Annotated in this window: 16 protein-coding genes and 2 pseudogenes; 11 read left to right on the top strand and 7 right to left on the bottom strand. The window is 70.8% G+C overall.

Annotation, left to right across the window (positions count from 1 at the left end; all coding sequences use genetic code 11):
• The first annotated feature begins 221 nt into the window (after positions 1-221).
• The 3 genes from ACFUJR_RS02450 to ACFUJR_RS02440 all read left to right on the top strand — a co-directional run bounded on the left by ACFUJR_RS02450 (position 222) and on the right by ACFUJR_RS02440 (position 2,657).
• A complete protein-coding gene (locus tag ACFUJR_RS02450) occupies positions 222-689 on the top strand; it encodes an SRPBCC family protein (protein ID WP_383164620.1) in 468 nt (155 codons plus the stop codon).
• Positions 686-1,225: a GNAT family N-acetyltransferase gene (locus ACFUJR_RS02445; RefSeq protein WP_383164623.1), complete on the top strand. Its 540-nt coding sequence runs from the start codon at positions 686-688 to the stop codon at positions 1,223-1,225. Before ACFUJR_RS02450 ends, ACFUJR_RS02445 begins: the two co-directional genes overlap by 4 nt.
• 412 nt (positions 1,226-1,637) lie before the next feature.
• A complete protein-coding gene (locus ACFUJR_RS02440; protein ID WP_383164626.1) occupies positions 1,638-2,657 on the top strand; it encodes a septum formation family protein in 1,020 nt (339 codons plus the stop codon).
• A 77-nt stretch (positions 2,658-2,734) separates the two neighbouring features.
• Here the strand turns inward: ACFUJR_RS02440 and ACFUJR_RS02435 are convergent, their stop codons facing one another.
• Complete coding sequence (locus ACFUJR_RS02435) at positions 2,735-3,553, bottom strand: hypothetical protein (protein WP_383164629.1); 819 nt, start codon at positions 3,551-3,553, stop codon at positions 2,735-2,737.
• A 599-nt stretch (positions 3,554-4,152) separates the two neighbouring features.
• Between ACFUJR_RS02435 and ACFUJR_RS02430 the strand changes: the two genes are divergently transcribed.
• Positions 4,153-5,247, top strand: a complete 1,095-nt coding sequence (locus ACFUJR_RS02430) for a calcium-binding protein (RefSeq protein ID WP_383164632.1) — start codon at positions 4,153-4,155, stop codon at positions 5,245-5,247.
• 21 nt (positions 5,248-5,268) lie between these two features.
• Here ACFUJR_RS02430 and ACFUJR_RS02425 read toward each other — a convergent pair.
• Positions 5,269-5,436, bottom strand: a pseudogene (locus ACFUJR_RS02425) (Scr1 family TA system antitoxin-like transcriptional regulator); the annotation flags it as partial.
• A 517-nt stretch (positions 5,437-5,953) separates the two neighbouring features.
• Between ACFUJR_RS02425 and ACFUJR_RS02420 the strand changes: the two are divergent.
• On the top strand, positions 5,954-7,162 hold the full coding sequence (locus tag ACFUJR_RS02420; RefSeq protein ID WP_383164634.1) for a hypothetical protein: 1,209 nt from the start codon (positions 5,954-5,956) through the stop codon (positions 7,160-7,162).
• A 28-nt stretch (positions 7,163-7,190) separates the two neighbouring features.
• Here ACFUJR_RS02420 and ACFUJR_RS02415 read toward each other — a convergent pair.
• The 3 genes and pseudogenes from ACFUJR_RS02415 to ACFUJR_RS02405 all read right to left on the bottom strand — a co-directional run.
• Positions 7,191-7,421, bottom strand: a pseudogene (locus ACFUJR_RS02415) (PTS alpha-glucoside transporter subunit IIA); the annotation flags it as partial.
• Positions 7,418-8,362: an N-acetylmuramic acid 6-phosphate etherase gene (murQ, locus tag ACFUJR_RS02410; RefSeq protein WP_383164637.1), complete on the bottom strand. Its 945-nt coding sequence runs from the start codon at positions 8,360-8,362 to the stop codon at positions 7,418-7,420. The pseudogene ACFUJR_RS02415 and the gene murQ, both read right to left, overlap by 4 nt.
• A gap of 29 nt (positions 8,363-8,391) precedes the next feature.
• Positions 8,392-9,270 carry a MurR/RpiR family transcriptional regulator gene (locus ACFUJR_RS02405; protein ID WP_383164783.1) on the bottom strand — a complete coding sequence of 293 codons (879 nt, stop codon included), beginning with the start codon at positions 9,268-9,270 and terminating at the stop codon, positions 8,392-8,394.
• A 431-nt stretch (positions 9,271-9,701) separates the two neighbouring features.
• Here ACFUJR_RS02405 and ACFUJR_RS02400 point away from each other — a divergent pair, with 431 nt between their 5' ends.
• From ACFUJR_RS02400 to ACFUJR_RS02385, 4 genes are all read left to right on the top strand, one after another.
• Positions 9,702-10,058, top strand: coding sequence for a hypothetical protein (locus ACFUJR_RS02400; RefSeq protein WP_383164640.1), 357 nt, complete (start codon positions 9,702-9,704; stop codon positions 10,056-10,058).
• On the top strand, positions 10,055-10,360 hold the full coding sequence (locus ACFUJR_RS02395; protein WP_383164643.1) for a DUF4031 domain-containing protein: 306 nt from the start codon (positions 10,055-10,057) through the stop codon (positions 10,358-10,360). Before ACFUJR_RS02400 ends, ACFUJR_RS02395 begins: the two co-directional genes overlap by 4 nt.
• A gap of 79 nt (positions 10,361-10,439) precedes the next feature.
• Positions 10,440-10,748, top strand: coding sequence for a trypco2 family protein (locus ACFUJR_RS02390; RefSeq protein ID WP_383164646.1), 309 nt, complete (start codon positions 10,440-10,442; stop codon positions 10,746-10,748).
• Positions 10,745-11,887, top strand: coding sequence for a hypothetical protein (locus ACFUJR_RS02385; protein WP_383164649.1), 1,143 nt, complete (start codon positions 10,745-10,747; stop codon positions 11,885-11,887). Before ACFUJR_RS02390 ends, ACFUJR_RS02385 begins: the two co-directional genes overlap by 4 nt.
• A gap of 67 nt (positions 11,888-11,954) precedes the next feature.
• On the opposite strand, the gene ACFUJR_RS02380 is transcribed toward ACFUJR_RS02385, so the two are convergent.
• Both ACFUJR_RS02380 and ACFUJR_RS02375 read right to left on the bottom strand, forming a co-directional pair.
• Positions 11,955-13,172, bottom strand: a complete 1,218-nt coding sequence (locus ACFUJR_RS02380; protein WP_383164786.1) for a Cmx/CmrA family chloramphenicol efflux MFS transporter — start codon at positions 13,170-13,172, stop codon at positions 11,955-11,957.
• A gap of 447 nt (positions 13,173-13,619) precedes the next feature.
• Complete coding sequence (locus ACFUJR_RS02375) at positions 13,620-16,973, bottom strand: FG-GAP-like repeat-containing protein (RefSeq protein WP_383164652.1); 3,354 nt, start codon at positions 16,971-16,973, stop codon at positions 13,620-13,622.
• A gap of 646 nt (positions 16,974-17,619) precedes the next feature.
• On the opposite strand from ACFUJR_RS02375, the gene ACFUJR_RS02370 reads away from it, so the two are divergent.
• Positions 17,620-25,026 carry a polymorphic toxin-type HINT domain-containing protein gene (locus ACFUJR_RS02370; RefSeq protein ID WP_383164655.1) on the top strand — a complete coding sequence of 2,469 codons (7,407 nt, stop codon included), beginning with the start codon at positions 17,620-17,622 and terminating at the stop codon, positions 25,024-25,026.
• On the top strand, positions 25,026-25,508 hold the full coding sequence (locus ACFUJR_RS02365; RefSeq protein ID WP_383164658.1) for an SMI1/KNR4 family protein: 483 nt from the start codon (positions 25,026-25,028) through the stop codon (positions 25,506-25,508). The genes ACFUJR_RS02370 and ACFUJR_RS02365 overlap by 1 nt, the downstream gene beginning before the upstream one ends.
• Positions 25,509-25,528: the final 20 nt, after the last annotated feature.

Below are 25,528 nucleotides of genomic sequence, written 5' to 3'. Positions count from 1 at the left end.
GGAGGCTCTCCGGGGCCTGGGGGGGGGAAGGTGGGGGGGGGGGGGGGGGTTTGGGGTCCTTGTTTGGGGGTTCCTCCTCTGGCCCCGACGGGGGGCGCCCCCCCTTGTGGGGTTCCCCCCCCTCGGGCGTTCGGGGTGATGCTGGTGAGGTGGGGGCGGTCAGCCCCTCCCGGAAGGGGAGCCTCTCGGAAGGGGAGTCTCTCGGAAGGCGGGAGCGATCCATGATCACGCTGCTGACGACACCGGCCGACCGCGAGCTGGTCATCACCCGGACCTTCGACGCTCCGCCCGCCCGCGTCTGGGAGGCGTGGACGAAACCCGAGCACGTACGCCAGTGGTACGGCGTGGCCGCCCTGCCCACGGTGATCTCCGACGTCGACCTCACGGTCGGCGGCGCGTGGCGCTGGGGCCAGAAGGCCCCCGACGGCCGGGAGATCGTCTTCTCCGGCACGTACGAGGAGATCGTCCCGAACGAGCGCCTCGTCTACACCGAGGTCTTCGAGCTCATGCCCGGCCCCCCGGTCCACGTCACCCTCACCTTCGACGACACCCCGGACGGCGGCACGGCGCTCACCAGCACATCGCTCTGGCCGTCGTCGGAGATCCGCGACCAGGCGCTGGCGACGGGGATGGAGGCGGGGGTCAAGGAGGAGTACGACCGCCTCGCGGCCTATCTGGAGACGATGTGAGCCTCGACGTTCCGCGGCTGCCGGCCGGGGCGTACGACCTGCGCCCGTGGGAACGCGCGGACCTCCCGCTCGTGGAGGAGGCGTCGACGGACCCGTACATCCCGCTGACCACCACGGTCCCGCCGGTGTACTCGGAGGCGGAGGGAGAGGGGTTCGTACGCCGTCAGTGGCATCGCTCGGAGTCGGGCGCCGGCTACTCCTTCGTCATCGTCCGCCGTCGCGACGACCGCCCGGCGGGCATGATCGGCCTCTGGCTCCGCGACCTTCCCGAGGGCCGCGCGACCATCGGCTACTGGGTCGCCCCCTCCTGCCGGGGCGAGGGCGCGGCCGGGGCGGCGCTGACGGCGGTGAGCGCGTGGGCCATGAGTGAACTGGGTATCCCTCGCCTCCAGTTGCTCGTCGAACCCTGGAACGAGGCCTCGGCGAGAACGGCGGAACGGGCCGGGTTCGTCCGGGAGGGCCTGCTGCGGTCCTGGCAGGAAGTGGGCGGGGAACGGCGGGACATGGTGATGTACGCGCTGGTGCGCCTGCCGTGAGCGGTTCGCGGCGCCGGCCCTGCCGCCTGGGGTGACGTGCCCGCCCTCGGGTCTGGTGGTGGTGCGGAGGGGTGTCCTCGGGTCTGGTGGTGGTGCGGAGGGGTGTCCTCGGGTCTGGTGGTGGTGCGGAGGGGTGTCCTCGGGTCTGGTGGTGGTGTCCTCGGGTCCGGCGGCGCGCGGGGTCGCCGTCCGGGGCGGCCCGGCAGTTCCGGGCCGGGCAAGGTTGCCTGCCCCGGCCCCTGATCCCCGCCTCGGGCAGGGGCACAATGCGAGCACGTCCTTCGAAGAGAGAGCCGAGCCTCGCATGTCCGTGCCACCTGCTCCACCTTCTCCGCCCGCTCCCCCGTACGGCGCCCACGGCGGGGGACCCTGGCCACCTCAGCAGCCCAGGGCCGACCTCAACGGACTCGCGGTGGCCGCTCTCGTACTCGCCCTGACCATATGTCTCGCGCCGCTCGGCCTGATTCTCGGGATCGTCGCGCTGGTCCAGATGTCCGGCAGGGCCCGGAAGGGCGCGGCGCAGCGAGGCAAGGGCCTTGCCATCGCCGGTGTCACCGTGTCCGCGTCGGTGATCGTGCTCAGCGTGCTGCTGACGCTCTTCGCCGACTTCCGGGTGTGGAGCATCTCCTCCCCCGACCGCGGTACGGACGGCAAGGTCGAGAAGGCCGGCACGGCCACCGTGTTCGACCTGCGGAAGGGCGACTGCTTCACGCCGGGGAGTGGACTCCCCACGGCCGAGGGGGGCAACATCTCCAGCCTCGCGGTGGAGCTGATCCCGTGCGACCGGCCACACCGTGGCGAGGTCTACGGCACCGCCCGGCTCGACGGCCCGGCCGCCTTCCCCGGCACCGAAGCGGTCTCCGCGCAGGCGCGTGCCCGCTGCGGTGGGCTGATCGTCGACTACATAGCCGATCCCGACGGCGGGCACCGGATGGGGACGTTCTTCTACCATCCGGACGAGGCGGGCTGGCGGGCCGGCAACCGGGCTGTGCTGTGCTGGGTGGCGGGCCAGGACGGCCCGATGAGCGCCTCCGTGCGCCAGGACCCGGGGACGCTGGAGCCGGAGCAGCGCGCCTATCTGACGGCGGTCCGCCCGCTCACCACCGTTCTCCTGAGCCGCCCCGGGAAGAGTCCCGCCGAGGACCTGGCCGGTGCCCGCGCGTGGTCCCGTGAGATGCCCGGCGCGATCGACGAGACCACCCGGCTTCTCGAAGCGGCCCAACTCCCCACCGCTGCCCGCGGTCCCGCCGACGAGCTGGTGGAGAAGCTCCGCGCGTCCCGGTCCGGCTGGGTGGAGGCGGGTGCGGCACGGAACGTGGACGGCTTCCAGACGGCCCTGGCGAAGGTGGACGCGCACCCGACCCACGAGGAGGTGACGCGACTGCGCGCGGCCCTGGGGCTGCCGGTCGCGGGGTCGGACGGGGGCGCGTAGGTTCTTCGCCGGCACCTCGACGACCATGAGGACTCCGGCGGGATCGGCCCACTCGCCGTGGCCGGCGAAGTACCCGATCAGGGCGAGGGAGCCGTAGCCCCTTCGCGGGCGCGGATGGCCGCCGCGTGGGCGTGGACGCGTGCGGCGGGGAGGGGGGTGCGGCTGCGTGGGATGGGGGCTTCGCCGCGGCAGGGACCGCATTCGCCCCCGTGCAGGGTGTCGGAGTAGCCGGGGGCGCCGCACTTGGCGCACTCCAGGAGGCGGATGGGTGGGGGTTCCCGGCGGACGGGGAGGGGCGGGACCTTGTCGGTCAGGCGGCGTCGGACGAGGCCGGCCGGATGGTGGACGCGGGCCGGGAGGCCGGTGGTGAGGGCGCGTAGGACGTCCTCCTCTTCGGCGTCCCGCGCGAACCACTCGTCGACGAGCGGGGCGAGGGCGCGGCACTCGGCGTGGGAGAGCGACACCGCGGAGTCCGTACGACCGAGGGCGGCGAGGAGGATGTACGCGCGGGAGCGGGTCGGCCTCTGCTTCGGTACGTCGCCGCGCTGGAACGCGGACCACCACGCGTCGTCACGGGCCGTTCGGGACCACCACGTTCGGGTGATCCACAGCCCGTCGAGGCACTCGCGGCCCCGGCGCAGGTGCCCCGTGCGGGTGATGCGCGTGAGGGAGGTGCGGACCGCGCACTGACCGTACGGCAGGTGCTTGGCCAGCGTCTTCACCGAGATGTCGCTGCCGTCGGGCAGCCGCTCGATGTAGGCGGCGATGGCGGCTTCGCGGGGCCGGAGGTGTGCGAAGTCGGCTGTTGAGGAAGGGAGTTGGTACGGAGTGGAGCGCTTGCCGTAGCCGGGGTTGGCCAGCGGGTGGGGCTCGGCACTAAAATCGGCGTCAGCCATGGATCGAACCTCTTCAAGTTCTTCGATCGGACGGTCAGACCCCCGCAGGTGTTGGCGCACCTGGTGGGGGTCGTTCGTTTTCCGGACACGCTAGAGGCATATGACGCTCCGTGGCAAGTTCGTCGCTCCGCGTCAACTCGCCGGGTGGGCGGGCGGGTTGATTCCAGGCCCGTACCCCTTCCGAAGAAACAGCGCTCGAAACTCGGGACTTGAGCCTCGGATCGCGACCAGGTGCTCAAGGGCGCGCGCGGACGCACCTCCTGGGGCGGGCCGTACGGAAGCGCACGGCGGCACTCCGTAGGGGGAGGGGGAGCCGGGGTGAGGGGGGCGGAGCCGGGCCGGGTCGGGGTCGGACCGACCCCGCTGCGGCACCGGGCATCCGAATGCGACACCGCCCCCGCTGCGGCACCGGGCATCCGCATGCGACACCGCCCCCGCTGCGGCATCGGCACCCGAATGCGACACCGCCCCGCTGTGCCGCCGCACCCGAATGCGGCCACCGGTCGCCGCGCCGGAGGTGGGCACGTAGCGTCCGGATCGGTGACCGAACGTCCATAGAGGTGACGTTCCGTGACGATTCCGGGCTTCTGGAGGTCCGCATGATGTCCTACCGCGTTTCCGGCCCGGCGGCCGCAGTCGCGCTGTTCGCTCTCGGCCTGCCGGCCGGGACCGCCGTCGCGGCACAGCCCACGTGCTTCGGCGTACCCGCGACCGTCACGGGGGCGGGGACGATCCAGGGGACCTCCGGCGACGACGTGATCGTCGGGTCGCAGGGTGCCGATGTGATCGACGGTGGGGGCGGCGACGACCTGATCTGCGCCCTGGGCGGGGACGACACCGTCGCGGGCGGCCTGGGCGACGACCACATCGACGCCGGGGCGGGCGACGACCACGCCCGGGGCGACGTCCTCGCCCTCACGGGCGACGCGTTGGGCGGCGGCGACGACCGCGTCTTCGGCGGCGAGGGCGACGACCGGCTCGGCGGCGACAGCTTCGCGCTCGCCGGGGCGGCCACCGGCGGCGGCGACGACCAGGTCTTCGGTGGGGCGGGTGACGACGTCATCGCCGGTGACAGCCGGGGCGCGAGCGCCTCCGGCGGCGGGGACGACCTCCTCGACGGCGGTCCTGGCGTCGACGACATGGCCGGGGACTCCGTCGCGACCCTCACCGACGCCTCCGGAGCCGGTGACGACGTGCTGCGCGGCGGCACGGGCGCCGACATCCTCATCGGCGACAGCAACGCGCAGCGGAACGCCTCGGGCGATGGCGGGAACGACCATGTGGACCTGGGCGTGGACGGCGGGTTCTTCGCCATCGGCGACCACAACGCGGTGGAGGGGACGGCCTTTGGAGCCGGTGACGACCGGGTCGTCGGCGGCAGCGCCGGCGAAGTCCTCCTCGGCGACAGCTCCGTGAGCACCACGGCGCCCACCAGCGCGGGCGACGACCTCATCGAAGGGCGGGGCGGCGACGACCGGCTCCTCGGCGACAACGCCGACTTCTTCATCGAGAACACCGTCGGTACGGCGGGCGGTGAGGACCAGCTTCTCGGTGGTGCGGGAGCCGACCGGCTGCAGGCCGGTCCGAGCGCCGACGTCGTCGTCGGAGGCGCGGGATCCCCCGACGTCTGCGACGGAGAGACCGGAACGGACGTGGCGGGGGGCGGCTGCGAGTCCTCCCCGAACGTCCCCTGACGGGTGCTCGCGGGAGACGGTGGCCGGATCGTCCTCCAGACGGCCCGTGCCCAGGCCTTGGAGGTACGCCAGGGGCGGTGCCTCTTCGAAGGACATCAACTTGATCGGCCCCTCCAAGGCGCCATGCGCTCCCGCTCCGAACGGCAGTACCTGGACGATCGCCCTGCGGCGCCGCGCCAGTGCCGCCACATGGCCCAGTGCCGCCGGCTCGTCGCCGTACTCGCGGAGGCGCGGCGGTGAACCCTGGAACGTACGTCATCGACTTCCGCGACGGCACCGTCGGGCAGGTCATAGGGCGGGAAGGGCCCTACGTGCAGCTGCGGCCCCTGGGAGACGGGCGGGAGTGGGACTGTCCGCCCGAGCTGCTCTGGCCGTCAGATCGGGATCGCCGCGTCCCGGATCCGCATCGCGGAGAACGTCGCCCGGTCCCGTCGTACCGCCGAGGCGTGCGCGCAACGGGGGCGAGGAGCAGGCGAGCATGACGACGGTGAACCAGGCGCGGGACCTGGACCGGTTCCGGCGGCGCTGGGCGAGGAGAGGCTGTCGGCCCGGGGTGTCTCGTACGGTGACCGGGCTCCGTACCCGTCCTTCGTGAGCGGTCTCCGTCGCGCGGGCCCGCCACCCGCTGACGGCAGGGTTCCCGGCGAACGAACTGAGCCCTGTCCCGACCGCCCGGGGCCGGTCCGCTGTCCCTAGGATCCGGTGTATGAGCGAGGGCGGGGAGCAGCTGTACGAGGCGCGGAACGGACAGCGGTACGAAGACCGGGTCTGGACCTGGGAACGGCCGCATCCCCTGCGGTTCCTGCTGGTCAGCGAGGAGTGGGACGGCGAGCAGACGGTGTGGGCGCGGTGCGCAGGCTTCCAGGGCCTGTTCGCGGAGGAGGAGCCGCCCCGTGAGCGCCTGACGCTGAGCGGGTGCCTGCCCGAGGGCAGGCTGCGCAAGGCCGTCGACGGGGCGGCGCGGGAACGCGACCGGTTGGGCGACCTGTCCCTGCACGTCGACGACGAGGAGGCCGAGACGTCGGCCCCGCACGACTGGGAGCTGGCCGACGTCGTGGTGCTCGGCAGCCGTCCGAACGAGGACGACGCCTCTCGCGTGGACGTGGTGATCGAGGCGGAGGTCACCGGCCGGCCGGGCGGGAGCACCGGGCCTCGGGCGGCCCGGGTCAGGATCTACAACGGGTGCGGCGGCGGATGGCTCGGCGAGTGCCGACGGGTGGAGGGCCTCTACGGGCCGGTGCGCCCGGCCGTGAGGCCGGAGGCCACCCTCGTGGGCTGCGAACCCGAGGAGCTGCTGCTGCGGCGCCTGACCACCCGGCGGGAGGCCGGGGACCCCGTGGACCTGTTCGTGCTCGACCGCACGGGCCGGGTGATCGGCGTGCGGGAGCACCTGCTCCTGCACGTCGGTGAGGCGCGTCCGTCCGTACTCGGGGGCGCGTTCCTCGACGTACGTCTGGAGGGCGGGTTCGTCCCTCAGCAGCCGTACGGCTCCCGCCCGGCCTGGGACGTGTGGCACGAGGGCGCCCCGAGCGCTCCGAACGCGTGGGCCGGGCTGGACACGAAGGGCAGGGCGGAGTGGCTGCGGTTCGCCAGGCCGGTCGGCGTCGAGGAGCGCGTGGGCGACATCTGCCACCTGGACGGCCGGTTCGCCACGGACGTCCCGGGTGTCCAGTGCGCGGTCGGCGAGGCCATCGGTGGGCCCGGTGCCCGGTTCGCCGGGTGCTGGGGCGTGCTGCGCGGCTGCCCCTGCGGCGGCGACCGGCTGCCGGGCCCGGTCACTCTGGTGTGGCACGACGCGCACGTCGCCCGGGAGGCGCTGGCGTCGGTGAGCGCCGACACGGAGGGCGAGCTCACGTACTTCGAGAGCGTGGTGCGGCTGCTGGAACAGTCGGGGATCGTGGTCGAGCAGGCGTAGGGCCGGAGAACGCCGAGGGCGGGTAAGGGGGGAAGAGCGCCCAGCCAGAGGGGCCGATGGCCGCGGAGCCGACCTTGTCGCCCAACATGCTGAAGAGGCCGACGAAGGCGCCGCCGAACGCGCCGCCGACGCAGGCGGTGATGAACGGGCGGCCCAGCGGGAGCGAGACGACCAGGACCGTGAGGGTCGGGGTGACGAGTACGTCGAGGGCCGCCGGCACCCAGCGGCGGCACCACTTCTCGACGTACATCGCGATCAGGGGGTGCCGTCGGCGTGCAGGGCGGCCCGCAGGTGGCCGGCCGAGTCGGTGAGGCGCTGGTCGGCGGTCTTGGCGTCGATGTCGGCCAGGATCATCAGGATCGCGGTCTTCACCTCGCCGTCGGCCTCGGCGAGCGCCGTCTCGATCCGCTCGTCCGGCGCGCCGGTGGCCAGGGCGACGATCCGCCGCGAGCGGGCCTGGAGCTTGTCGTTGGAGGCGCGGACGTCGACCATCAGGTTTCCGTACGTCTTGCCGAGCCGGATCATCGTGATCGTCGAGATCATGTTGAGGACCAGCTTCTGCGCCGTGCCCGCCTTCAACCGCGTGGAGCCGGTGAGGAGTTCGGGCCCGGTGACGACCTCGATGCCGTGTTCGGCGGCGGCCGCGAGCGCGCTGTCCGCGTTGCAGGAGAGGCCGATCGTCAACGCGCCCCGGGTGCGGGCGTGGGCGACGGCGCCGATGGCGTACGGAGTACGGCCCGAGGCGGAGACGCCGACGACCGTGTCGTTCGGGGTGAGGTGCAGCGCGTCGAGGTCGGCCGCGGCGAGCTCAGCCGAGTCCTCCGCGCCCTCGACCGCCTTCACCATCGCCGACGGGCCGCCCGCGATCAGGCCGAGCACCTCCGAGGGGTCGGTGTTGAAGGTGGGCGGGCACTCGCTGGCGTCGAGGACGCCCAGCCGGCCGGCCGTGCCCGCGCCCGCGTAGATCAGCCGGCCGCCGCGCGCCATGCGGGCGGCGGTGGCGTCGATCGCGGCCGCGATCAGCGGCAGCCGCGCGGCGACGGCGGCCGGGACGGTCTGGTCCTCGGCGTTCATCGTGCGGGCGATCTCGAGCGTCGGGAGCTGGTCGATCTCCGCGAGCTCGGGACGGAACGCCTCGGTGGTGAGGGCGGCCAGCTGGGCACGCAGTTCGGAGTACGTAGCTGAGGAAGCAGAAGACACGTGCGGGCTCTTTCGAGGGTTTCCCGGGGTTACCGGGTGCGGGGCGAGTGGCGGTGGGCCAGGGCTTCGTACGAGGCCGCGAGGGCAGGGGCCGCCGTCTCGTACGTACGTTGGGTGACGCAGGTGAACAGGCAGTCCACGACCAGGAGCTGGCTGGTACGGGACGACATGGCCGCCGGGCGCAGCTCGCTCTCGCGGGCCGTGGAGGTGGTGAGGATGTGGTCGGCGTACTGCGAGACGGGCCCGTCGGGGCGGCCGGTGATCGCGACGGTGGTGGCGCCGTGGTCGAAGGCGACGCGGAGCGGTTCTATGACGTCGCCGGTCGAGCCGGAGTGGGTGATGGCGATGGCGACATCGCCGGAGCGGAGCTGTACGGCGTTGGTGACGGCGAGGTGCGGGTCGCTGTGCGCGTGCGCGATCAGGCCGATGCGGAGGAGCTTCTGGCCGAGGTCCTGGGCGACGAGCCCGGACGCGCCGATGCCGTAGATGTCGATGCGGCGGGCGGCGGCGAGTGCGGCGACGGCGGCGCCGAGCTGGACGGTGTCCAGGCCGGCGGCGGTGTCGGCGAGCGTCTGCTGCTCGTCGTAGGCGAGCTTGGCGACGACGTCGGCCACCGGGTCGTCGACGGCGATGTCGGCGGTGACGGCGGGCGCGCGGCCGGACTGCTGCTGGGCGGCGAGTCCGGCGAGGGCGAGGCGGAGGTCCCGGTAGCCGGGGTAGCCGAGGAGGCGGGCGGTGCGGACGACCGTCGCCTCGCTGGTGCCGGTGAGCTCGGCGAGGCCGGTGACGGTGAGGGCGGCGCAGCCGGCCGGGTCGCCGGCGACGGCTTCGGCGACCCGCTGCATGGAGCGGGTCATGGAGGGCGCGAGGGTACGCACCTTGGCCGCGAGGGCGGCGGGTGCGGGCACCTCCCGCGCGGTGGAGGCTCCGGGGGAGGGCGGCGCCTCACGGCCGGACCCGGCACCGGACGCGGCGCCCGACCCGGCGCCGGACGCGGCGGAGGGAGGCGTCCCGGGCGGGGGCACCTGGCCGCTGAAACTTTCCTTCACGTCACTGGTCACACCTGAAAGATATTTTCGGGCACAGGGGGCGTCAAGACCCCGTCGGCCCTGGACGGACCCGGAAGGCGCCCCCGGGGCGGACCTCCCGGAAAGAGACCCCGGGAGGGCCCCCGGGGGCGGGCCCCGGACGGATCCCCGGACGGATCCCGGACGGCGCCTGGGGCGGACCCCGGACGGATCCCGGACGGCGCCTGGGGCGGACCCCGGACGGATCCCGGACGGCCCCCGGATGCGGGCAGGGCCTTCGTCCCTGAGGCCGGGCGGGTGACAATGTGTTCATGGATGACATCGACCCGCTGGAGCAGGCACTGCACGCCGCCCGCGCCCTGGTCCTCGCCGATCTGGCGGCACGCGACGTGGCCGCGGCCGAGGTCGTGTCGATGGTGGAGGACGCCGTCACCCACCGGCGCTGGTGGGTCGAGCAGTGGCCCGAGGGCATGACCTACGTCGCCGGGCTCATCGCCCAGGACGTCCAGGACTCCCTCCTGGACAAGTACGGCCGCTGGCCGCTGTGCCCGGTCTGCTCCTCGGGCGACCCGCACGCCCTGGACGTCGAACCCGAGCTAGGCCCGGACCCGCACTGGGTCTGCGGCAAGGCGGGGGTCGTGGTCGCCCCGGTGGGCGGCCTGAGGTGACCCTCTACATCGACCCGCCGACCTGGCCGGGCCACGGCCGCATGTGGTCGCACCTGGTGAGCGACGTCTCGCACGAGGAACTCCACGCCTTCGCCGCCGAGATCGGCGCCCCGCCCCGCGCCTTCGAGCGCGACCACTACGACATCCCCTCGGAGCGCTACGCGTCCGCGGTGGCGGCGGGCGCGGTCGAGGTCGGCTCGAAGGAACTCGTACGCCTGATCACGGAGGCGGGGCTGCGCCGGCCGAAGTTCCCGAGGCGTACGCCGGACGCGACCGAACTGCCGCGCCACGACGTGGAGTAGGACGCTCCGGCCCGCCCGCGCTGCGTCGAATGTGCGGCTTTCCCTGACTCATCCGGTACACCGTGGCTACGCTCTGCCCATGAATGAGGCCTGGGTTGACCTCTCCGACGCCATTACGGCGGTGCGTGAGGAGATTCGCACGGCGATGTCCGCGGGACAGGACTCACCGGTGCGGTTCGGTGGTGGCAAGGTCGAGTTGGAGTTCTCTCTCGCCGTCCGGCGCGAGGGCCAGGGGAAGGTACGGGTCAACGTGCTCTCCGCCGGCGTGGAGGCCGGCGGCGGTGTCAGCAGCGAGCGGCTGAACCGCGTCCAGGTCACGTTCGACCTCGTGGGCCGTGACGGCAAGCCGGTGGACGTGTCCGACCCCGTCATCGATCGGCCACGGTGACCTCTGCACCGCCTGAACCGGCCCGGCTCGCCGAAGTGTGGTGGCCGTCCGCGGGCGAGTTCTGCAGCGGGTACCGCATCTCGGACCGGCTGGTCCTCACCGTCGACCACCAGGGCGCCGCGGCTGCGGAGCGCCCGGACGAGGTACAGGTCCGGTTCCTCGGCAGCCGCGAAGAGTGGCTGACCGGTCATGCGCTCTGGCGTGGCGCGTTCCGGACCGGACCCGACAACGCGACCGACATCGTTCTGGCCGAGGTGACGGGCGCGGCACCCGCTGCCGGGGCGCCGGTCCGGTGGGGGCAGCCGCGAACCGGCCACCGGTTCGGCTTCCTCGGCGCCGGGTTCGCCGCCGCGGAGGCATCCGGGAACGGCCGGCGGGACACCAAGGAGATCCGCGGACAGATCGAGACGCTGACCGGTATCAAAGGGGGTGCGTACGCGCTCCACGTCAGAGGCAGCGCCGTGCCCCGGATCGCCGTCCCCGGCAGCTCGCTGTGGGCCGGAAGCTCCGGGTCCGCCATCTTCAGTGGCGACTGGCTGGTCGCGGTGCTGCTCCTGGACCGGCAGGACTCCTACGACTCCGATCTGCTGCTCGGATGTCCGGTCGGGCTTCTCCTGGCGCACCCCGACGCCAGGTCGGTCCTGCGGGAAGCCGGTGTCGACCACGACCTGACCGAGCTGGCATCAGGCTCGGACGGGGTCACCAGGTCCGCCGGCTCCCTTCACGAGTGGTGGTTCGAGGTGCAGCACGAGGACGACCTCACACCGCTGACCGCCTCCTCGTCGGAGGGGCAGGCGAGTCTCCGCAGCGGCTTCCTGCACCTGAAGTCGGTGCTGATCCGCAACTACACCCGTAACGCGGACAAGGCGGCCCAGGCCTGGGCCCGCTCGGTCCGGTTCCAACCCGCTCAGGTCGTCGGTCAGATGCTGACCGGCCACCCCGCCTCGGAACGGCACGCCGTCGTGTCCTTCCTCCGCGCGCTCGCGGCCCACGAGCCGGTGGTCTGCCGACTGGAACTGCGCGCCGCCTTCCGGAAGCAGCCGCGGGACGTGGTCTCGCTCTGCGCGAGCGCCGACATCCCGTTCCCGCCCGCCCCCGTCCTCGCGCACCTGCTTGCCACGCTGGGCGAGCAACGCTGATCGTCCTGGCGGGGTGCGCAGCCCGCGCCGGCAGCGCCCCAGGCGCCCGTGGGGCGGGGCGGGGAGGTCAGTCGGACGTGCGGCAGGCGACGAGGTCGTCCTGGCGGGCGGGGGACGAGGCGACGACACGGCTGGGCGTCGTACGGCGGCTCAGGCGGAGGGAGACCGTGACCGCGCCCAGGGCCACCACCGTCATCGCCGCGCCCGCCCAGGCCGTCGAGGCGAAGCCGAGGCCGGCGTCGATCGTGGTGCCGCCCAGCCAGGGGCCGGCCGTGTTGCCGAGGTTGAAGGCCGCCGTCGTCGTGGCGCCGGCCAGGGTCGGGGCTGCGCCGGCGACGTTGAACATGCGGGCGTTGAGGGCGGGCGCGGTGTAGAAGGCCGAGACGCCCAGGAGGAAGGAGAGGGCGATCACGGCGACCGGGCTGGAGGCGAAGAGGGCCAGGGCGACCAGGAAGACGGAGGAGGCCGTGATGCCGCTGAGCAGGACCCCGAAGAGGTGCGCGTCGGCGACCCGGCCGCCGATCGTCGTACCGATCAGCGCGCCGATGCCGAAGAGGCCCAGGATCGCGGAGACCCAGCGGGTGTCGATCCCGGCGACGTCCGTGATGACCGGGGCGAGGTACGAGAAGGCGCAGAAGACGCCGCCCGCGGCGAGCGCGGTGATCACGATCGCGAGCAGGACCTGCCGGTCGCGGTAGATCGCCAGCTCTCCCTTGAGGCGGGGCCTGGTCTCCGGGAGCGGGATGTGCGGGATGAGGGTCACCACGCCGACGAGCGCGACGGCCGAGGCCACACCGACCGCCCAGAACGCGGCGCGCCAGCCGAGGTGCTCGCCGAGGAAGGCGCCCGCGGGGACGCCGAGGACGTTGGCGATCGAGAGGCCGCCGATCATGACCGCCATGGCGCGGGCGCGGGAGCCGACGGGGACCATCGCGATGGCGACGGCCGCGCCGACGGCCCAGAAGCCCGCGCAGGCGAGCGCGCTCACGACGCGCGAGGCGAAGAGCACCGCGTAGTTCGGGGCCAGCGCACCGGCGACCTGGCCGAGGCCGAAGACGGTGATCAGGGCGATCAGGGTCGTCTTGCGGGGGAGCCGGAGGGTCGCGACGGCGAGCAGCGGGGCGCCGACCACCATGCCGATCGCGAAGGCCGAGATCAGCAGGCCGGCGCGGGGTATGGAGACGTTCATGTCGTCGGCGATGGGTGGGAGGAGGCCGGAGAGCATGAACTCGCTCGTGCCGAGCGCGAAGACGGAGAGGCCGAGGATGTAGACGGCCAGCGGCATGCGGGTGGGCGTGGACGGCGCCGCGGGGGCGGTGGCTTCGGCGCGCTCGGCGGAGGTTGACGGCATGACATGCGTAAACCGGGTGTTTGTGCCTGTCATTCCCCCGGTGACGGGTGTCTCGCGATGCGGACGAAGGGCGGGGTCCCGGGGCCGGAGAGGCGGACGGCCACCCGTACGGGCTTCCCGCGCGTGCGGCCCGTACCGCGGGCCCGTACCGCCGGCCCGTCCGTGCAGACCGTATCGGCGCGCCGTGCGGACGTCCCGTGCGGAGGCCCGGTACGGCACGGCACCCCGTACCCGGCACCCCGTGCGGCGCCCCGTACCGGCACCCCGTGCGGAGGTCCGTACCGGCACCCCGTACCGGGCGTTGTCCCCTGCGTCGGACAGGGCGTCGCCCTCGGACTCCAGACCGGGTCCGAGGGCGATGCACGCGTCGAGCGGCCCCGCTCACCCCAGCGTGAGCAGGGTGTTCCACGAACTCTCGCCGACCAGGGTCGAGGCTCCGTGCACGGAGCGGCCCCCGAGGTAGAACCGCAGGGTGCCGTCCGCCTTTGCCGTCCACAGGTCGGGAATCCCGTCGCCACTGGCGTCGGCGGTACCCATGATCATGGGGATGTTCGTCCGGCTCCAGCCGGTGGTCCCGTAGACCTCGTCCCGCCCGGTGCCGGAGCTCGCCGCCAGCGCGAGGGAGTTCAGGTCGACGCCACCGCCCGCGGCCGCCTTGCCGTGGCGGAGCAGGAGCCCGCGCCCCGTCTCCTCCCCACGGAAGAGGAGGTCGGCGACGCCGTCGCCGGTGATGTCCCCGGCGGTGACCACGTCGCGGGTGTCCCAGCCGCCGTCCGCCAGGAGCCGGGCCTCGGCGAAGCTGCCGCCGGTGTACCCCGTGAAGGCCCAGAGCTGGACGCCGGCGCGGGCGAGCATGTCGGGCAGCCCGTCGCCGGTGATGTCCCCGGTGACCTTGACCTGGGTGAGCGTCGAGGGGTCCGGTGCTCCGGTGGGGAGCAGGAGGGCGATGCGTGCGTCGGTGTTGAAGCTTCCGTATCCGTCACCGGGGTAGACGTACATCCTGCCGTCCGGCATACGGGCGACGAGGTCGTTGATGCCGTCGCCCGGGAACCAGTCGGTGGCGTGGCTGATGAGAGCGGGCTTCTGGCCGGTGGTGTCCGTCCAGTAGCCGTCCCCGAGATCCCCGGCGGTGTTGTAGGCGCCACCCATGGCGACGTGGACATCGCCTCCCGGCAGCGCGGGGTAGTGGCGCAGCTCGCCGGCGGGTCCGACGGCCAGGAGGTCGGGGGTGCCGTCGCCGCTGACGTCACCAGGAGGGTCGATGACCTTGCGCGGGGTGACGAGGATTCCGTACGAGGCCGCCCGGGAGCGGTTGTCGGCCCCGTCGACGGCCCACACGTGCAGGATGTTGATTCCTGCCATGGGCGGTGTGAGGGACTTGGTGACCGCCGCTCCCTGCGTGGTGGTCAGGCGGGGGTAGGCCGTGTAGTTGGTGCTGTTGAAGTTGTACTCGTAGCCGACGACGCTCGTGTCCTTGGCTTCGCCGTCCGGGGCGGTCGCGAACGTGAACTGGCCCCCGACGCCCAGCTCGACGGTGCTCCACTGGTCACTCTTGTCGCCCATGGGGGGAAAGCGTCCGTCGGCAGAGGAGACGACAGGGCTGCTCGGGACGTTGTTGTCGACGGTGAACTGGCAGTACAAGCCGGTGTTCGCCGGGCCGAAGTGTGACGCGGCGCCCTCACTGTCGATCGTGCGGGCGGACCAGGAGTAGGTCGTGCCGCTCGTGAACTCCTCCCAATCGATGGTGGGGGAGATGACCCCGTCGCTCGACGGTGAGTAGTTCTTGTCGACGACGGGGTGGGCCACGTCGCCGGTGGGCCACACCTTCAGGTGGATGTTCGTCAGGTCCTTGTCGGTGTCATAGCCGGTCACCTTGAACGTCAGGTCGATCTTGCCGACGGACGGGAAGGGAGCGCCGAGGACACACGTACGGCCGTTCAGCGTCATCTTCGACTGCAGGGGCTCGTCCGGCTTGTGGTTGTACTCGGTCTCGATGTACGGCGAGGTCTCGCCGTTTGCCATGAGCTTCTTCCAGGCGGCGGTGTCCCCCTCGTTCGCGGCCTTCAGACCGAGGGTGATGGTCGGCCATCCGCTCGCGGCGGCCTTCTGGACGGCGGAGTCGATGGGGATCTTGCGCCAGCTGTCCGGGCATGAGCCGGACTTGTAACCCCATCCGCTGGTCTCGCTACCGACGGGAGAACCCCAGCCGGAGAGAGGGAAGTTGTTGAAGGTCGTGGTGGAGGAGATCTGGGGCGTGAGATGGACGTTGTACTGGCGCGGGGAACAGCCCCAGGAGTACGTCTGCAGAATGCGGAGGTACGACTCCTTGACGGTGGCGCCGTCCAGCAGATGTGTGTCCCTGAAGGTGAAGACGGATCGGGACAGCCCGCCTGTGGTGGCTTCGTATCCGACGCGCGCCTCGTTGGTGCCGTCGTTGAAGTTCTGACCGTTGAGGAAACTGGAGTTGGGGTACTTCTGGTAGAGCAGGGTCCAGTTCGCCTTGCGTCCCTTGAAGGTCGGGTCGATGAAGACCGGGTACACCATGTCGGGGTCGGCGAGCGCCTTGGTGTTCACGGCGAGGTCGAGGACGCCGTCGGTGTCGAGGGTCGCGTCGAGGACGCTGTCGTGACTGCCGGGCTGCGGTCCGGCGAGGCCGGGCAGGGTCAGGGCGGTGTCGCCGAGCGCGGGGTCGAGCTCCGGCTGCGACTCTCCGAGGGTCGTTCTGACGGCGCCTGCGGAGTCCCACAGGTAGGGCGTGGGTGAGGTCGCCATCTCCTGCCCGTTGCTGTCCATCGCGGTGACGACGTCGGAATCGTCGTTCAGCTTGAACTTCAGGGTGGGGGAGGTCAGGCGGTAGTCGAGGTCGGCGAGCAGAGGGTCCTTGGCGGCCTCGGGCGTATGGACGATCAGGACGTGCGAGTAGCCGCTGTCCCGTGCCGTCAGGAGCAGGTCGATTCCGGGGCGTACGTTCTCGTACAGCGCTCTCGGCCCGTCGACGATCGGCGCGGGCAGGGGGCCCGGCCAGCTGACGACGAGGTCGTGGCCCTCGACGGTGAGCCGCACGAGTTCGCTCCACGCGCGACCGTCTTCGGCGGTGACGGCCGAGGGAAGCGGAGAGCGACGCACGGCGCGCGAGGCACGTGTCGCCTCGCCGGCCGTGTCCGTGCCGTCGGCGGTGTCCGTGCCGGTCGTGTGCATGCTGCGGGCCGTGTCCGTACCGCCCGTCGCGTGCGGGCCGCCCGTCGCGTCCGCGTCACCGGCGCTGAACAGCAGTGGATCGTTCACGGCGGCCGGCGCGTAGCCGCCCTTGACGCGCTTCAGCGTCGTGTCGATCTTCTTCCACTCGCCGTCGACCTTGGCGCGGATCGTGTCGCTGTAGGTCCGCATCCGCATCAGCCCGTCGGGCTGCGCCCACACGGTGGAGTGCGCCGTCCGCTTGGCGGTGACCTCGACGTCCTTCCCGGTCCGCTTCGCCTGGCGCAAAGCCTCGGCTGTGTCCAGCGGGCGCGATCCGGAATCCTTCCGTTCCGCCCGGGGTGCGGCGGGTGCGGAGTCCCGGGTGAGGTGTACGGCCAGGGGCAGGGCGACGACGGCCGCGAGAACCGCCGACAGGGTGGCGTAGCGACGTCGACGGCGAGCCTTCCTGCTCTCCGCGGCGGTCAGGTCCGGATTCACCGGCGCGTCTTCGGGGGCGGGTGCCTGCCCGGGGGTTTCCGGTGGTGTCGAGGCGTCCATGAGTTCCTTTCCCCCTTGGGCGCCTTACTGTCGAGCGACCCGTGGAATTCCTGCTGTGCGCGCACGTGTGCCAGCAGAGCATGACTCATCTTCACGTTCTCGTCACCGCTCGAATTCGAGGGCGCGTGGTGGAACCGCTGCGCGCCGACTGGCGTGTCCTGCTACTGACATCCCACGTCAGCGCGTTGCGGGTGCGCGCCAAACGGGCGCGTGCGGTATGAACGGAACATAACGACCGGTGTTTCGCCCCGGCTGATTCACAGTCAACCCATAAGCCGGGCATGGTGCATTGGTCGGATCCCGTGGGGTATCCCGATCAAAATCCGTGATTGATCCGAATACGGATGAATGGCTGCTGAATGATCACGTGACAGACGCCACGCATGTGGTCTGCATGTGGATTTTCCATGCTCGTGACCTGCACAATCTGCTGGCTATTTGTCGTTTTCCCTGCGCGACGGGCCCGTTGGGTCCGCTCGGCGGTGGGAGTGGGGGTCTCATGTCGTCGTCCGGTAAGGGACGTCCGTTCCGCCTGCCCGCGCGCGAAGGCCGACGCGCAGCGCCGCGCCCGGCGCATGGCGGAGGACGGAAGATCGCCGGACGGAGGACCGCCGGATGGGGTGCGACGGCCCGGCGGACGGGCGTCGTGCTGTCGACTCTGCTGGCCGTCTCGCTCGTTCCGGCGCAGGCGTGGGCCGTTCCCCCGGTTGATCCCAGCACCCACGCGGTCGAGCTGCCCGATCTGCAGAAGACCGATCCCACGTCGCCCGACGTGGCGAAGATCGAGGAACTGACCAGCTGGTCGGGTGCGCCGGCCGATCCCCCCGCCGAGTACAACCCCACCGCCGTGACGCCGCCCCCGCAGGACGCGGGCACGGTCAGCCTCGACCAGGCGGGGGATCAGCTCGTCCAGGTCGAGGACCTTCCGGTGAAGATCGGCCAGGCGACCCCGACGGCGGCAGACCCCGCTCCCCCGGCCCCTTCGGGTAGTTGGGACATCAGCGTCGAGGCCCGGGTAGCCACCGAGGCCGCGGGAGTGGACGGCGCGATCATCACGGTCACGCCTCCCGCGACCGGGTCCACGCCGGTCGACGTCGAACTGGACTACAGCACCTTCGAGGACCTCTACGGCACCGAGTGGGCGTCCCGCCTGGAGCTGAAGCAGCTTCCCGAGTGCTTCCTCACCACGCCCGAACTCGAAGAGTGCACCACGCCGGTGGAGGTGCCCAGCACCAACGACCCCGCGACCGGTACGGTGCGGGCGACCGTCGACCCGGCGGCGGCGCAGACGCAGGGGCTGTCCACGCAGGCAGGTGGCGGCTCGGTGGTCCTGGCGGCCAGCGACTCCGCGTCGGGACCGGGCGGATCGTACAGGGCGACGTCCCTCTCCCCGTCCGGTTCCTGGACGGCGGGCGGCAGCGGCGGCGGCTTCTCCTGGAGCTACCCGCTGGCCGTTCCCGCGCCGCCGGCGGGCCCCGCCCCGAAGATCGCGTTCTCCTACTCCTCGCAGTCCGTCGACGGCAAGACGTCGGTCGCCAACAGCCAGGCGTCCTGGATCGGTGACGGCTGGGACTACCACCCCGGCTTCGTCGAGCGGCGCTACCGCTCCTGCTCCGACGACCGGAAGAACAGCCCCAACAACGACAACGCGACCGACAGGAAGAAGTCGGACCTCTGCTGGGCCAGCGACAACCTCGTCCTGTCCCTGGGCGGCTCCAGCACCGAACTCGTCCGCGACGACACCACAGGAAAGTGGGTACCGGCCAACGACGACGGCGCGAAGGTCGAGTACCTCGCGAAGGACGGCACCGCCAAGGCCAAGCAGACCGGCGCATACAGCGGTGAGTACTGGAGGGTCACCACCCGCGACGGCACGCGCTACCACTTCGGCCGTGACGACGTCGACGGGAACGGCACCCGTGCGCCGACCAAGTCCGCCTTCACCGTCCCCGTCTACGGCAACCACACCGGCGAGCCCTGCCACCAGGCCACCTACGCGGCATCCTCCTGTACGCAGGCCTGGCGCTGGAACCTCGACTTCGTCGAGGACGTCCACGGCAACGCGATGATCATCGACTGGACGCGGGAAACCAACCACTACGCCCAGAACGAGAAGTTCAGCACGCCGAAGCCGTACGTCCGCGGCGGTCACCCCACCCAGATCCTCTACGGTCTGCGCGTGGGCGACCTCGAAGGCGCCCCCGCCGGCAAGGTCGTCTTCGCGGTCGACCAGCGCTGCATCAAGGAGGGCACCACCAGCTGCTCGGACGCCGAGTTCGACTCCAAGAACTACGGGGACAAGCAGCCCTGGTGGGACACCCCCTCCACGCTGCACTGCAAGGACAGCACCACCAAGTGCTACGTCAGTGCGCCGACGTTCTGGGACCGGCTCAGGCTGACCTCGGTCACGACCTACGGCCAGCGCACTCCGGGCTCGACCGCGCTCTCCCTCGTCGACAAGTGGAACCTGCATCAGTCGTTCCCGAAGCAGCGGACCGACACCCATCCGCCGCTGTGGCTCGAGTCGATCTCCCGCACGGGATTCGGCACCACGAAGGACGGGAGCGGCAAGCAGACGAGCACCGCGCTGCCGGAGGTGTCGTTCCTCCCCAACATCGAGGACATGCCCAACCGTGTCGCCACGAGCGCCTCGGACACCACCCCGGGGTTCGACCGGCTGCGCGTGGAGACCATCCGCACCGAGACGGGCGGCGAGATCTACGTCGACTACTCCGACCCGTGCCCGGTCGGCACGTCGCACCCCGCCCCCGAGGCCAACAAGAGCCGCTGCTTCCCGGTGCACTGGTCACCCGATCCCGACCTGGAGAAGCCGCCGCTGGAGTGGTTCAACAAGTACGTCGTCGAGCGCATCGTCGAGAAGGACCGCGCCACCCGCGCGCCCGACGTCGTCACCACCTACACCTACGACGAGGCGGGCGGCGCCGCCTGGGCGAAGGACGCCGACGAGTTCTCCAAGCCCGAGCTGCGCACGTACAGTCAGTGGCGCGGATACGGCAGCGTGACGGTCACCCGCGGTGAGACGGCGAACACCGGTGGCACGGACGCCACAGTGCAGTCCAAGGCCGTGAACCGCTACTTCCGCGGTATGTCGGGCGACGCCGGCCGCGCGACCGTCACGGTCAAGGACTCGACCGGCACGGAGACCCTGGGCGAGGACCTGCCCGCCTACCAGGGGCGGGTCGCCGAGACGATCACGTACACCAAGACCGGCGGAACGGTGCACTCCCGTCAGCTGACGTGGCCGTACGCGAAGAAGACAGCCACCCGCGTGCGCGGCAACGGACTGCCGGACCTGAACGCCCACCGGACGGGCACCCTGCGGACCGACGCCATCCAGACGGTCGGCGCGGGCACGCGCACCGTCAGCACGAGGACCACGTACGACGACACGTACGGACTCCCCGTGACGACGTACACGTACTCGCTCGGCACGGACGGCACCAAGGCCAACGAGTCCTGCACGACACCGACGTACGTCCACAACACGGGCAAGAACCTCATCGGCCTGCCCCAGCGGGTCCGTACCACCGTCGGCTCCTGCGCCGTCGCCCCCCTCGCGACCGGCAACGCGATCATCTCCGACGTCCGGACCTCCTACGACGCGCTGAACGCCTTCGGTACCGCTCCGACGAAGGGCCTGCCCTTCCAGACCGACACGACCGACGGTGACGGCAGCGGCTGGATCACCTCGGCCCGGACGGAGTACGACGCGCTCGGCCGCGCGGTCAAGGTCACCGACGCCAAGGGCAACTCCAGCACCACGGCCTACAGCCCGGCGACCGGCCCGGCCTTCGACGTCACCACGACCAACGCCAAGGGCCACCAGACCGTCTCGACCCTCGACCCGGCCCGTGGCACGGTCCTGTCGGCAGTCGACCCCAACAACCGCAAGACCACCAGCACGTACGACGACCTCGGCCGGATCACCGCCGTCTGGTCGCCCTCACGCCAGGGCAAGCTGGACGCGTCGGTGACGTTCGGCTACCAGATCAGCAGCAGCAAGGTCCCGGCCGTCACCACCTCCACGCTGCGGGACAACGGCACCTACGCCGCCTCCGTAGTCCTCTACGACGGCCTGCTCCGCCCCCGCCAGTCCCAGACGGAGGCGCTCGGCGGCGGTCGCATCGTCACCGACACGCTCTACAACTCCAGCGGTACGGTGCGCGAGACGAGGAACGGCTACCTCGCCAAGGGCGAACCGGCCCCCGAGGTCTTCGTCCCCCTCTCCCTCTCCGAGGTCCCCAACTCCACCGAGACCGCCTACGACGGACTCGGCCGCCCCGTGCGTACGACGACGATGTACGAGGGCGACGCCCAGCACGCCGACACCGTCCAGTACGGCGGCGACTGGACGCTGGCCCGTACCGCCATGTCGGTGGACGGCACCACGCCGCTGTCGGGCAGCCGGGCCGTCAGGACCTCGACCGACGCCCTCGGCCGCACGGTCCACGTGCAGCACTACACCACCACCAACCTCACCGGCCCCGCGCCGGCCGCGGTCGACACCCGGTACACGTACGACCCGCGCGGCAAGCTCGCCAAGGTCACCGACCACGACGGCAACGACTGGACCTACACCTACGACGTCCGGGGCCGGCTGATCGCCTCCGCGGACCCCGACATGGGTGCGTCGAGCTTCGGCTACAACGAGCTCGACCAGCAGATCTGGTCCAAGGACGGCCGCGACCGCGCCCAGTACACCCTCTACGACGCACTCGGCCGTACGACCGAACTGCGCGACGACTCGGAGACCGGCCCGCTCGTCACGTCCTGGACGTACGACACACTGCCCGGCGCCAAGGGCCTCCCGGTCGCCTCCACCCGCTACAACGACGGCACGCCGTACACGAGCGAGGTCACGGGGTACGACACCGAGTACCGGCCCACGGGCTCGAAGATCACCATCCCGGCCACCTCCGCCACCACGGGTCTCGCGGGCACGTACGCGTACACCAACACCTACACCGAGACCGGCAAGCTCCAGTCCGTCACGCTCCCGGCCACCCCCGGCGGCCTGGCGGCGGAGAAGGTGATCACGCGCTACAGCGGCGAGGGCGTCCCCCTCACCACCTCAGGCCTGGCCTGGTACACCGCCGGCACGGTCTACAGCCCCTACGGCGAGGTGCTGCGCACGGTCTCCGGAGATGCGCCGCGCCGGCTCTGGACCACGAACGCCTACGACGCGAACACCGGCCGCCTCTCCAGCACGGGGAGCCACCGGGAAGCCGCGATCCCGAACTCGCTGATCTCGAACGTCACATACGGCTACGACACGGTCGGCAACGTCACGTCCATCAGGGACGAGCAGTCGGCGACCGCGATCGATCAGCAGTGCTTCGCCTACGACCCGATGGGCCGCCTGGTCCAGGCGTGGACCGGCACGAGCGGCTGCCCGAAGTCGTCCGGCGCCCAGGGCGCGGGACCGGCTCTCAGCCAGGTCTCGACGGGCGTGAACGGCGGCGGCTACTGGCAGTCGTACGAGTTCGACGCGATCGGCAACCGCACCAAGCTCACCGACCACGACCTCACCGACACCGCGCTGGACGACGTACACACGTACACGTACGGCAGGACGGTCCCGGGCAACGGCACCCAGGCCCCGACAACGGCCCAGCCGCACACGATGACCCGCTCCGACTCGACGGTCCGGACGGCCGGCTCACAGGTCGCGTCCACCTCCAGCTACAGCTACGACCCCTCGGGCAACACCACCGAGCGCGTCATCGGGGGCGACGCCCAGGCACTGGAATGGGACCGCCGGAACAAGCTGACCAAGGCCACCGGCTTCGCCAACGGCAAGGGCGCGCTGATCAGCCCCTCGGGGAAGTGCCTGGACGTCCAGGGCGCCTCCACGGCGGACGGAACGCCGATCCAGCTCTACACGTGCCACGGCAAGGCCGCACAGCAGTGGCAGATGTCGGGCGGCACCCTCAAGGCCCTGGGCAAGTGCGCGACGGTCAGCGCCATGAAGCTGGTGCTCTCCGCATGCAACGGCGGCGACGCACAGAAGTTCACCCACCGCCCCGGCGACAACTCCCTGTTCAGCCAGCTCGCCAGCGCCTGCGTCGAGGTGCCGGGCGCCGACTACACGGACGGCCGTGACCTGACCCTCGCCGGCTGCGACCAGAGCGACCGCCAGAAGTGGCGGCCGGGCGACACCACCACCTACCTCTACGACGCGTCCGGCAACCGCCTCATCGAGGACAACGGCACCACGCGCACCCTCTACCTCGGCGAAGCCGAGATCACCGTCAACCAGGCCGGCGACGCCCTGGACGCCCAGCGCTACTACACCCACGCGGGCGCCCCGACCACGCTGCGCACGACCGGCGGCAAGACCAAGACGACGGACCACAAACTCACGGTCCTGCTCTCCGACCACCACAACACCTCGACCACGGCGGTCGAACAGACCAACAACCAGGCCATCACCCGCCGCGCCTACGACCCCTACGGCAACCCGCGCGGCACCGAACCGACCAACTGGCCGGGCCGCCGCACCTTCGTCGGCACGGGCGTCGACGACCCGACCACGGGCCTCACGCACATCGGCGCGCGCGAGTACGACGCGACGACGGGCCGCTTCATCTCGGCGGACCCGCTCATCGACCTCACGGACCCGCTCCAGATGAACGGGTACACGTACGCGAACGGTGATCCTGTCAATCTCGCCGATCCCAGTGGGCTTGCTGCTTGCCGCACCCCTGATGAGTGCGGTGGTGGAACACAGTACGGAAACAACACCCCATCAAAGGATGCCGACAAGCCGCTGAATGACGAGTCGTGGGGCTGCAATAGCTGCGACGGAGACAGCTACGACGACGGCTGGTGGACGAACAGCGGCTGGAGCACCGCGCCGACCGGGCCGGAAATCAACAAGGGCTACATGATGGTCTTCCCTGGGATCCATGTTCCCAAGGGCTGGGCCGGTGCCTCGCAGTTCAAGATGCAGTTGGCCAAGCAGTTGGATGAACAGGTCGGTGGTCAGTTTGCCCTAGCGAAATGGATTACGGCACCTGACGACGCTGAGCACGTCGCAAGTTTTCACCATTTCATGGCAATCCAGCGGTTTCATGCTTGCGCAGGTGTCAGCGGAGGTTGCCCCAAGTCGGTTTCCTCCAGTGCCATGTTCCTTTCGGCGCTGTCTCAAATAGGCCCCGGGGAGGGTCCCGGAGGAGGCTGGGGCGCAGGGTTGCCCTCTGCTGGCGGAAAACTGGGGAACGCAATGGCGTTCTGCCCGGGTAACAGTTTTATCGCAGACACCGAAGTCCTTATGGCAGACGGCACCACAGAGTCGATCGAGGACGTGCAAAAGGGTGACACTGTCTTGGCTACGGACCCCGAGACAGGTGAAACCAAGCCTGAGAGGGTCACTGCCGAGATCCTGGGGCAGGGTGCGAAGAACCTCGTCCGCATCACCCTCGATGGTGACGGTGGCAAGGTTGCAAAGACCGCCGTCATCACAGCAACGAGTGGCCATCCGTTTTGGGTCCCCGAACTGGGTGAATGGATCGACGCCACGGATCTCACGTCGGGTGACCGGCTCCGGACGAGCGCTGGCACTTACGCGCAGGTCGTTGCAGTCCAGCGCTGGACTGCGGAGAACGCAACGGTCTACAACCTCACTGTCGCCGACCTGCACACGTACTATGTGCTGGCGGGCGAGACTCCGGTCCTCGTTCACAATTGCGGTGGCGCTGTTCAGAGCCACCCCACAACATGTGATTGCGCTAATGGCGCCACGCCGAAGGTGCGGAATGGAAAGCTCGCCGGAGGCACTCATCCAAATACGAATGTCCCGTTCGATGCGAATGGATTCCCAGATTTCTCCGCATGGCGCCATCCGCAGGTGCCGGACGTTCGAATTCAGCTCACTGGTAGTCGATCGAGGGACTTCACGCTAGCCAACCGGGCGGCGGGGCTACGTTCGACCCCGGCAGGCTACACGTGGCATCATCACCAAGATCGTGGGCTCATGCAGCTCATCGATAGGCGGATCCATGCTGACACCGGGCATACCGGAGGTTTCTGATGACGGAGCTATTCGAAGATAGCGACTACTACACCGGGCCTCAGCTCGACATGGGCATGATCCGTCGAGCTGAGGATGACCTCGGGGTGCGCCTTCCCCGCAGCTACGTCGAAGTGCTGCTCCTCCGCAACGGGGGTACCCCGCGACACTGCTGCTACCCCACGTCGTTTCCGACTTCCTGGGCTGACGATCATTTCGAGATCAGCGGGATTCGAGGAATCGGCGGGACCTGGGGAATCGACTCGTCTTCCGGTCGCGGAAGCTCATACTTGATTGCCGAGTGGGAGTATCCGGATATCGGTGTGGTGATTTGCGATACGCCTTCCGCTGGCCATGACACGGTAATGCTCGACTATTCCGAGTGTGGCCCCGAAGGTGAACCTGCCGTCGCGTATATTGATGAAGACCGCGTCCCTCGGCGGGTAGCGCAGTCGTTTGACGAGTTCCTCGCGCGGCTAGTTCCTTGCGCTTCGATTGATTAAAGTCGGGCGCAATTAGGCCG

Source organism: Streptomyces sp. NPDC057271, assembly GCF_042668715.1.
Lineage (GTDB): Bacteria > Actinomycetota > Actinomycetes > Streptomycetales > Streptomycetaceae > Streptomyces.
Note: the sequence above shows the minus strand (reverse complement) of the source record. Positions and strands in the feature narration are given on the sequence as shown.

Bases quoted from the DNA above. Each gene is read 5' to 3' on its own strand.
- ACFUJR_RS02435 (WP_383164629.1), bottom strand. From the start codon at position 3,553: ATGGCTGACGCCGATTTTAGTGCCGAGCCCCACCCGCTGGCCAACCCC.
- ACFUJR_RS02365 (WP_383164658.1), top strand. From the start codon at position 25,026: ATGACGGAGCTATTCGAAGATAGCGACTACTACACCGGGCCTCAGCTC.
- ACFUJR_RS02420 (WP_383164634.1), top strand. From the start codon at position 5,954: ATGAGCGAGGGCGGGGAGCAGCTGTACGAGGCGCGGAACGGACAGCGG.
- ACFUJR_RS02430 (WP_383164632.1), top strand. From the start codon at position 4,153: ATGATGTCCTACCGCGTTTCCGGCCCGGCGGCCGCAGTCGCGCTGTTC.
- ACFUJR_RS02400 (WP_383164640.1), top strand. From the start codon at position 9,702: ATGGATGACATCGACCCGCTGGAGCAGGCACTGCACGCCGCCCGCGCC.
- ACFUJR_RS02375 (WP_383164652.1), bottom strand. From the start codon at position 16,973: ATGGACGCCTCGACACCACCGGAAACCCCCGGGCAGGCACCCGCCCCC.
- ACFUJR_RS02380 (WP_383164786.1), bottom strand. From the start codon at position 13,172: ATGCCGCTGGCCGTCTACATCCTCGGCCTCTCCGTCTTCGCGCTCGGC.
- ACFUJR_RS02390 (WP_383164646.1), top strand. From the start codon at position 10,440: ATGAATGAGGCCTGGGTTGACCTCTCCGACGCCATTACGGCGGTGCGT.
- ACFUJR_RS02450 (WP_383164620.1), top strand. From the start codon at position 222: ATGATCACGCTGCTGACGACACCGGCCGACCGCGAGCTGGTCATCACC.